Below are 8,917 nucleotides of genomic sequence, written 5' to 3'. Positions count from 1 at the left end.
GTTGATGTTCGCAACCCAACTCTGACCACAGAAATCGTCGATGACCACCGCAAGCCGCTCGCTCGCTACGGCGCTATGATGAGCGCGCTTCGCAAGCGGCTTGCTCCCGCTCAGCTACACCACTCGGCGGGACGCGACCCAGCATCGGTCACGAGCGCTGGTTCATTTCGTTTTCGGAACGTCCGCTGAGTGTGCGATAGCCGCCGGCGGAACCTTCATTTCGTACGACCGCAGCGAGCCGGTTCCGGAAGATCGGCATCGCGCCCGGTAATGACCGAAGCTGGCGCGATCCGGTCCAACGGCGACGGGCGGCTATAGACCGGATAACGGCCTATCCTTCGTGCTGTTGGTCGGCTCATCCTGACCCAAGGCGGTCGGTCGCCGAACCTGCCCGGGATGTAAATCAAGGCCTCAAAGCGGACATTTGCTCTGAGGGGGCTGCTGCCTCATTTCCTGCTCATCGAGCCAGACTCGTCAGCATTTGAACGGGCGGAGGGCAGCGATGACGCCGAAGAACATTCGGCGTCGCGCAAGATCATCCCCCGGCGCGAATGAAGGCGAGGCTCAGGTCAAAATGCGTGACCGGCCGGCAACCATGCGCTTGGCACTCGTCCTGGATGAAGAGGATAGCCGTCGATAGATCGGGGAATTGGCCTCCGCCGCGCCCGTGCTTTTCACGGACGGTGTAGGATCGGTCGACTCAAGGGGCGGAAACAAGACAGTCCGAACGTTTGCAATAGAAGTCATCGCATAGTCCTTCATAACTTTGCTCCCCGGTCGCAACTTGCGCCTGGGCGATCTGATCGGGAGACGGAAAGTCGGCACGAAGTTGTCGCCGCGAATTTAGCGCTCGATGCGTTTCACAACGCCCTGGCGGGCGCCGGAAGCGATTAAAGCAACAAGCGCAATTTTCAGACGCATAGCCGTCTTTGTCTTAGCGCTTCGCCTTCGTCGATAAAAAGGGCCGCGAGGTTCGCGGCCCTGCAAAAGGTCAGGTTTGCTGAATTGCAGACAATTTCCAATCCGTGGCCGCCCCGCCCGGACGGCGCGCGAATGTCCAGATTTCGGTCGAAACCTCCGGCGTCACGGGATCACCCGAGACAACCTTGCCGGTCGCGCGATCAACCATCGTGTCGATCAGCGAGAAACGGACCGCGACGCTCGCATAATCGCTTTCGGGCTCGCGCCAGGCTTCCGCAAGATCACCCTGCAGAAAGGTCACGTCGGAGATTTTGTTGACCAGGCCTTTTTTTGCGGTCTCTTCGATCTCCGCGGCGAAATATGAGGCCATTTCAGGCGTCGCCAGAGCGCGCAAAGCGGCCATGTCCTCGGCGCCATAGGCTTTTTGGATGAGGCCAAGGCGCTGTTCGAAAACATTGAAATCCCCAGGACCGATTTCGAGCTTCACAGTTCTCCCGGTCCCTCCGCCGAAGCCTCCGAAACCGCCAAAACCGGGGCGCGGGCCTTGCGCAGCGCCGCTATCGTATGCGGCGCCTTGATACGCCGGCTGGCGCCTGCGCAGGAAGCCCATGACGAATTTAAACAGGAGGAATAGAAGCCCGATCTGAAGCACGAGGCCCAAAATGGACGATATTCCGCCGAGCCCGCCGCCGAAACCGCTTCCGAACAGCATGCCGACCAGCCCGGCGCCGACAAGGCCGCCAAGCAGGCCGCGCCCGAAACCGCCGGACATGAAGCCGCCGGAGTTCATGCCCGTCGATCCGGCATAATTCTGCGCCATCCCTGGTGACGGGGACGTCATCGAACGTTCGATCGGAGCGGCTGGGCGAGGCGCCGTCGCGGTTGGGGGCGGAGCGCTGAAAGTGCGCGCGCCGCGACTGCCGAAGGAGCCGCTAAATCCCGGTTTGGCGAAGCTGTCGGCGGAATAGCCAAAGGCGACAAGGGCAGCCAGAGTGAAAATCAAGGTTTTTTGGCGCATGGCCATGGTTTTGTCCTGAGGTTGCACGAGCGTGTCGCTGCCCGCATGGCTTATATTGTTTATCGTTGGTCAAAGTGCAAAGGCGGCGGCCGGATTCGGTCCTCCGGTTATGACGATTGATGCTCCGCAGCGATGAAAAACGCCTGGGGGTTATGCTTTCGGCTTGCCATAGAAGGCCGCCCCCAATTCCGGCGCTTGGCTGCGAGCGGGGATGAGAGAGTGAAACGAAATGTCCGAGCGGCGCCCGAGTTTTGAGTATGAAGATCTTATTGCTTGCGGGCGGGGCGAATTGTTCGGCCCAGGCAATCCGCAATTGCCATGAATTCAGGCCCGCGTCTTATTGACATCGGTCAGCGCGAAATCATCTCCTCCTTTAAACAAGAGCGGCGCCCAGTAGGCCTTGGCGCAAGCGTAGGAGAAACAGTCGGCGAGGTTGAGGCGCGCGGGATGGCGCGGGGTCGCCGGACGCTTGCGCTGGGCCAACTCCCGGCAGCGCGTTGCCAGCCAATCATTCAGCGCCTCAAAGCTGGAAAACCGCGCCAGCGGGGTGAACAACCATTCCCGAATGTTGCCGACCTGCCCCTTCTCCCGGCCCGAGGCCGGCGTGCAGGCGACCGGCTCGAACAGATAATGGTTCGCCAGCGCCATGAAGCGGCGATTGAACAGGCGCTCCTTGCCAATGAAGATCGCTTCCACCACCGCCTTCAGGTTGTCATAGACCATGCGCAAGGGCACGCCGCCGAAGAAGGCGAAGGCCCGGTTGTGGGCGTCGAACACCATTTCCTGCGTTTCCCGCGGATAGGCGACGACGAACATCTGGCGGCTGAAAGTCAGGCGGAAATGCGCGACCTTGATGGTCTGCATGACGCCAGCGAGTTCGACTTGCTCGTGGCTCCAATCAAATTGGCAGACCTCGCCCGGAGCAAAATTCAGAGGAACAAAGGCTTGCGGCACGGCTGGGCCGGATTTGGCCGTCTTCTAACCTCGCACGAACCGCCAAGGGAATGCCCGGTAAACAGCGCTGAGCGGACCATCTCAGACAGCTTCGATAGTCTCAACCTGACCCAAGGCGGCAATTCGCGCCAGGAATGCTCATCGGCACTATTGGGCGGAATCCGGTCGCAGGCCGAAGGTCCGATGTAGAAAAAAGCAGTCGATGGAGCGACGGAATCGAATGGCGCGATATTCGGGCCTATTCGGCATCGCTATGTTGCGAAGGATGAGCTGCGCGGAAGGCGGGCAATTCGGCGCATGCCGCCTCGACGGCCTTGATCTTCGGAAGATGTTCCAAAGGCGCCGCAAAGCGCCGCGCATTGAAGATCTGCGGTATGAGGCAGACATCGGCGAGAGTTGGGCTTGCGCCGAAGCAGAACGGGGCCGACTCGATCATGTGCTCGATCGAGTCGAGCCCTCCTTTCAGCAGCCAGTGGCGAACCCAGGCGCCAACGTCCTCCCGGCCATGGTGGAGTTCATTCTTGAGGTAATCGAGCACGCGCAGATTATTGAGGGGATGGATATCGCAGGCAATCGCGAGCGCGATGGCTCGAACCTTCGCGGCAAGCAGGGCGTCCGTCGGGATCAGTCGCGGTTCGGGCTGCAGCGCGTCGAGATATTCGATAATGGCGAGGGACTGAGTGAGCAAGGACCCGTCATCGAGTTCGAGCACTGGGACCAGTCCCTGCGGATTTTTCGCCAGGAACCCCGCCTGTCTCTGCTCGCCGCGCACGAGATGCACGGGCGCATATTCGGCCGCCAACCCCTTGAGGTTGAGCGCGATTCGTACGCGATAGGCCGCCGAGGAACGGAAATAGCCATAGAGCTTCATCTTTGGTCTCCGCGAATGCGCCGGGCTCCCCAAGGAGGCGCAAGTGGTCTCGGCCCATTTTCACGAATAATCTGTGGGATTGACGCGCAACGGAAGAAGCATCTTCGGGCGGAAGCCCAATGTGGCGCTCGCGTCTGTTTGGGGCCCCCGGCCTCTTTTCGTGAGGCCTGGCGCGCGCCATATATGAGACGAACGCCATCATTCGCGGCAAATGCGGGGCCTTGGGTTTGCCGTCGCAATGAAAAAGGGGACTTTTGACGGGCGTCCGAGGGAGAGCCAAGTCCGAGGGAGAGCCAAGTGAGCAACCAGAGCCTCGAGGCAGAGCCCTTAAATCCACGCAATCGCTACGCCAACGCGCGGCGAAATGCAGACTGGACCATCGACCAGAATTGGCCGTCCTATTCGGCGCAAGAGCACGACCGCTGGAACCGCCTTTTCGCCCGCCAGGCGAAACTATTGCCGGGCCGCGCGTGCGACGCCTTTCTCGAAGCCAAGGCCAGGCTCGGCTTGTCCGGCTCCGGCATCCCCGATTTCGCGGATCTATCCGAGAAACTGTCGGCGATGACTGGCTGGCGCGTCGTGCCGGTCGCCGGCCTCATTCCCGACGACGCTTTCTTCGACCATCTCGCCAATCGCCGCTTTCCGGCCGGCGCCTTCATCCGGCCCGAGGAGGAACTGGACTATCTCGAAGAGCCGGACGTCTTCCACGACGTCTTCGGACACGTGCCCCTGCTCGCCAATCCAGTCTATGCGGCGTTTCTCGAGGCCTATGGCAAGGGCGGCCGCCGGGCTCTCGACCGAGGGCAATTGCATCACCTCGCCCGCCTCTACTGGTACACCGTTGAATTTGGCTTGATGACCTCGCCGGTCGGACTGCGCATTTTCGGAGCCGGCATCATGTCATCGCCGGCCGAGACGATTTTCGCGCTCGAAGATACGTCCCCAAACCGGGTCGCCTTCGATCTCGAGCGGATCATGCGCACCAAATACCTGATTGACGATTTCCAGCAGACCTATTTCGTGATCGACAGTTTCGAGCAGCTCCTTCACGACTGCTACCAGGATTTCGCCCCCCTTTACGACCGCCTCCGCTCAGCGCCGGATATCGAGGCCCACGCGCTTGCCGAGGGCGATCGGATCATCGCCAAAGGCGATTTCCACTACTTCCGCGCCAAGGGTAAAGCTCCTGCCTCCGCTGCATGAGCCGGCTGTCTCAGCGCCCGTTCGATGTCACTTCCTGCTCGATGGCGCCGAAGATCGATTGGCCGCGTTCGTCGAGCATCTCGATGCGCACGCGGTCGCCGGGTTTCAGAAACGGCGTGCGGGTTTCGCCTTCCAGAAGTTTTTCCACGACCCGCAATTCAGCGAGACAGGAATAACCGAGGCCGCCCGAAGAAATGGGCCTGCCGGGACCGCCATCGGCGGCGCGGTTTGACACCGTGCCGGAGCCGATGATCGTGCCCGCCGACAGCATGCGCGTGCGCGCCGCATGGGCGATCAGCCGGCCGAAATCGAAAGTCATGTCGATTCCGGCATCGGGCCTGCCGAGCGGCGCGTCGTTGACGAAGGAGAGCAGTGGGAGGTTGAGCTTCGCGCCATCCCAGGCGGCGCCCAGCTCGTCCGGCGTAACCGCCACGGGTGAAAAAGCCGAGGACGGTTTTGATTGGTAGAAGCCAAATCCCTTGGCGAGTTCGGGTCCCGTCAGTCCGCGCAGCGTCACGTCATTGACGAGCATGAGGAGTTTTATATGCGAACGCGCCGTCCGTTCGTCGACGCCCATCGGCGTGTCGTCGGCGATGACGGCGATTTCCGCTTCGAGATCGAGCCCAAAACTTTCGTCGCCGATGAACGGGATCGGATCGCGCGGGCCGAGAAACGTGTCGGAACCGCCCTGATACATAAGCGGGTCAGTCCAGAACGACGGCGGCAAGTCCGCGCCGCGCGCCTTGCGGACGAGCGCGACGTGATTCACATAGGCCGACCCATCGGCCCATTGATAGGCTCGCGGCAGCGGCGAGGCGCAGTCACGCTCACGAAAAGGGAAGGTCTCGACTGAAAGCGCCTCAATGCGCCGCGCGAGCGCGGCGAGTTTTGGCGCGGCTTGCGTCCAGTTGTCGAGCGCCGCCTGCAGCGTCGGCGCGATGTCTGCCGCCAGCGCCGCGTGGGTGAGATCCTTCGATACGACGACGAGCCGGCCGTCCCGTCCGTGCTTGAGCGAGGCGAGTTTCATTGCCCGTTCATTCTCATGGTTTGCCGTTGAATCTTTTGCTTAGGTCGGCCCAGCAGTCGGCGTAATTCTCCTGCAAGGTCTCGAGCGTGGCGGCGTAAGGGGTCAGGTGCTGGGGAAAGCGCGTCTCGAACATGAAAGCGAGCGTTTTCTCGAGCTTTTCGGGCTCGAGCCTTGCGTTCGAGGCGCAGCCGAAGGCTTCCGCGTCGGGGCCATGCGGCAACATGCAATTGTGCAGCGATATGGCGCCCGGCGCGAATCCTTCCGGCTTTGCATCATACCGACCGTAGATCAGTCCCATGAATTCGCTCATAATGTTCATGTGGTACCATGGCGGCCGAAAGGAATGCTCGGCGACCTGCCAGCGCTCCGGAAAGATCACGAAGTCGATGTTGGCCGTGCCTTCCTCCCCCGAGGGCGCGGTCAGGACCGAGAAGATCGACGGGTCTGGATGATCGAACAGAATCGCCCCTATGGGTGAGAACGTTCTCAAATCATATTTGTATGGCGCGTAATTGCCATGCCACGCCACGACGTCGAGTGGGGAATGGCCGATTTCGCAGGCATAGAACTTGCCGCACCATTTGACTGTCAACCGGCTGGCCGCGTCCCTGTCCTCGAAGGCGGCGACGGGCGACTTGAAGTCGCGCGGGTTGGCAAGACAATTGGCGCCGATCGGACCACGGTTCGGAAGCGTGAACTTCGCGCCGTAATTTTCGCACATATAGCCGCGGGCGGGGCCGTCGATGAGTTCGACCCTGAATTTGACGCCGCGTGGAATGACGCAGATTTCGCCCGGAGCAAGCGCGATGCGGCCGAATTCCGTGAAGAAGGAGAGCGAGCCCTGCTGCGGGACGATGAGCAGTTCGCCGTCGGCATTGTAGAAATAATCGTCGATCATCGACTCGGTGACGAAATAAATGCTCGCCGACATGCCCGTTTGTGTATTGACGTCGCCGGCCGTAGTCATGGTGCGAACGCCGGTGACAAAGGTGAGCTTTGAGTCGGGGATCGGAACCGGACTCCAGCGATACTGGCCGATCGGCCTGTCGTGCTCGTGGATGGAGGGCGCCGTTTTCCAATGGGGCAAATCGACCTTCCCGAACCGCGCCGCATGCCGGACGGAAGGACGGATTCGATAGAGCCAGGACCGCTCGTTCGACCCGCGCGGCGCCGTGAAGGGCGAACCCGAAAGCTGCTCGGCGTAGAGCCCGTAAGCGCAGCGCTGCGGCGAGTTCTGGCCGACGGGGAGAGCCCCGGCGAGAGCTTCCGTCTCGAAATCATTGCCAAAACCGGGCATATAGCCTTCCGACGTGGCGGCCATTGGCGTTACTCCGCGGCCTTGGGTTTCAGGACACCGCGCCGGACCTGATCCTCCTCAATCGATTCGAACAGCGCGCGGAAATTGCCTTCGCCGAATCCCTCGTCACCCTTGCGCTGGATGAACTCGAAGAAAATCGGACCGATCATTGTCTTGGAAAAAATCTGGAGCAACACTCTGGTCGCGCCGCCCTCGCTTGCCTGCTCGCCGTCGATCAGAATGCCGAGTTCCCTCAGCCTGTCGACTGGCTCGCCATGGCCGGGGACGCGCTCGTCGATCCTGGCGTAATATGCATCCGGCGGCGGCGGCATGAACTCCAGTCCGGCCCGGCGCAGCGCCGCGACCGTCTCGTAAATATTCCGGCAACCGCAGGCGATGTGCTGGATTCCCTCCCCCTTGTAGGCGTGAAGATATTCCTCGATTTGGCTGCTCTCGTCGGCGCTCTCGTTGATCGGGATGCGGATCTTTCCGCACGGACTCGTCATCGCGCGCGATCGCAGCCCGGTGAGCTTGCCCTCAATGTCGAAGAATCGGATTTGGTGGAAATTGAAGAGGCGTTTGTACCAGTCCGCCCAATAGTCCATGCGCCCGCGATAGACGTTGTGGGTCAAATGATCGATGTAATGGAGGCCGGCTCCCTCAGGTTTTGGCTCGCGCTGTCCGATCCAAACGAAATCGGCGTCCCATAGCGAGCCTCTATCGCCATAATGATCGACAAAATAGATGAGCGCGCCGCCGACGCCCTCGATCGTCGGGACGCTCAGCGCCATCGGCCCGCCCTGGGTCGGAGCGGGCTTGGCGCCCAGGGCGATGGCCCGTTCAAAGGCGTGTCGCGCGTCGGCGACGCGGAAGCCCATGGCGCAGGCTGAAGGGCCGTGGTTTTTCGCGAAATCGGCGGCGAAGCTGTCGGGCTCGGCGTTAAGGACGTAATTGACGTCGCCCTGGCGGTAGAGAGTGACGTTTTTCGAGCGATGCCGCGCCACCGCCGTAAAGCCCATGAGTTCGAACAGCGCGCCAAGCTTATCGGTCGCGCCACAGGCAAATTCGACGAATTCGAACCCGTCCGTGCCCATCGGGTTCTCTGCAGTGATCGTTGCGGGTGGGGCGTCGTGGGGGAAGGGTCCCATGCTTTGGGCTTCCGTTTCTGAACTCGCGTTCAGAATATAGGCGCCGGCAAGTAAGCATCCAAGCGGGCGGCATTGGAATGTAAGCGGCTTTTCGGCGGTGTCCCGCGGGGCTACCGCTGGTTCCGTGGAAAGCGAGATCAGCGGCGTCTTGAACGGAGGCTTCCGAGCCGCGTCGGCGGATTTGCCGTGCCGACGGAATGACCGGTTCGCGCTCGAGAGGAGACGTCAGGATGTCAGGCCCGCCGTCTCATTGGGGTCGATTCCGGAAGCTCATGGTTCTGGCCGGCAATGGCCGCACTTGGCGCCGAGCCGTCCTTTCGCGATTGACTGCAATCTTGCCGATTTCGTTGAAAAAGTCGCCGTGCAAGCGATTGCTCGCCCCGCAACGATCATTTTCTCTGGTGATTGCGGCGTGGATCCCTCGATCCGGCGGCCTGATGGCCGTCCGGGCGCGGCCTATGCCGCGATTGGTTGCGTC

General features: G+C 61.4%; 7 protein-coding genes and 3 pseudogenes. 4 read left to right on the top strand and 6 right to left on the bottom strand.

Annotation, left to right across the window (positions count from 1 at the left end):
* Positions 1-189: pseudogene (locus QZ409_RS12690) on the top strand (hypothetical protein); the annotation flags it as partial.
* An 802-nt stretch (positions 190-991) separates the two neighbouring features.
* On the opposite strand, the gene QZ409_RS12685 reads toward QZ409_RS12690, so the two are convergent.
* On the bottom strand, positions 992-1,945 hold the full coding sequence (locus QZ409_RS12685) for a TIM44-like domain-containing protein (protein ID WP_296711705.1): 954 nt from the start codon (positions 1,943-1,945) through the stop codon (positions 992-994).
* A gap of 223 nt (positions 1,946-2,168) precedes the next feature.
* On the opposite strand from QZ409_RS12685, the pseudogene QZ409_RS12680 reads away from it, so the two are divergent.
* Positions 2,169-2,258: pseudogene (locus QZ409_RS12680) on the top strand (beta-hydroxydecanoyl-ACP dehydratase); the annotation flags it as partial.
* A 5-nt stretch (positions 2,259-2,263) separates the two neighbouring features.
* Here the strand turns inward: QZ409_RS12680 and istA are convergent.
* A pseudogene (gene istA, locus QZ409_RS12675) lies at positions 2,264-2,890 on the bottom strand (IS21 family transposase); the annotation flags it as partial.
* Between the two features lie 241 nt (positions 2,891-3,131).
* Positions 3,132-3,764: a maleylacetoacetate isomerase gene (gene maiA / locus QZ409_RS12670; RefSeq protein ID WP_296711703.1), complete on the bottom strand. Its 633-nt coding sequence runs from the start codon at positions 3,762-3,764 to the stop codon at positions 3,132-3,134.
* A 297-nt stretch (positions 3,765-4,061) separates the two neighbouring features.
* On the opposite strand from maiA, the gene phhA reads away from it, so the two are divergent.
* Positions 4,062-4,967 (top strand): phenylalanine 4-monooxygenase, encoded by a 906-nt coding sequence (phhA, locus tag QZ409_RS12665; RefSeq protein ID WP_296711701.1) that lies wholly within the window; start codon positions 4,062-4,064, stop codon positions 4,965-4,967.
* A 10-nt stretch (positions 4,968-4,977) separates the two neighbouring features.
* On the opposite strand, the gene QZ409_RS12660 is transcribed toward phhA, so the two are convergent.
* Genes QZ409_RS12660 through hppD form a run of 3 tightly spaced genes read right to left on the bottom strand, consistent with a single transcriptional unit; the run spans position 4,978 to position 8,439 of the window.
* Positions 4,978-5,994: a fumarylacetoacetate hydrolase family protein gene (locus QZ409_RS12660; protein ID WP_296711698.1), complete on the bottom strand. Its 1,017-nt coding sequence runs from the start codon at positions 5,992-5,994 to the stop codon at positions 4,978-4,980.
* Between the two features lie 13 nt (positions 5,995-6,007).
* Positions 6,008-7,315: a homogentisate 1,2-dioxygenase gene (gene hmgA / locus QZ409_RS12655; RefSeq protein ID WP_296711696.1), complete on the bottom strand. Its 1,308-nt coding sequence runs from the start codon at positions 7,313-7,315 to the stop codon at positions 6,008-6,010.
* Positions 7,316-7,320: 5 nt separating this feature from the next.
* Positions 7,321-8,439 (bottom strand): 4-hydroxyphenylpyruvate dioxygenase, encoded by a 1,119-nt coding sequence (hppD, locus tag QZ409_RS12650; RefSeq protein ID WP_296711693.1) that lies wholly within the window; start codon positions 8,437-8,439, stop codon positions 7,321-7,323.
* A 124-nt stretch (positions 8,440-8,563) separates the two neighbouring features.
* Here hppD and QZ409_RS12645 point away from each other — a divergent pair.
* The coding region (locus QZ409_RS12645) for a hypothetical protein (protein WP_296711691.1) at positions 8,564-8,917 on the top strand (354 nt) is incomplete at its 3' end.

Origin of the sequence: Rhodoblastus sp., from assembly GCF_019449565.1 — a bacterium.
Lineage (GTDB): Bacteria > Pseudomonadota > Alphaproteobacteria > Rhizobiales > Beijerinckiaceae > Rhodoblastus.
This window is presented reverse-complemented; position numbering and strand designations above follow the sequence as displayed.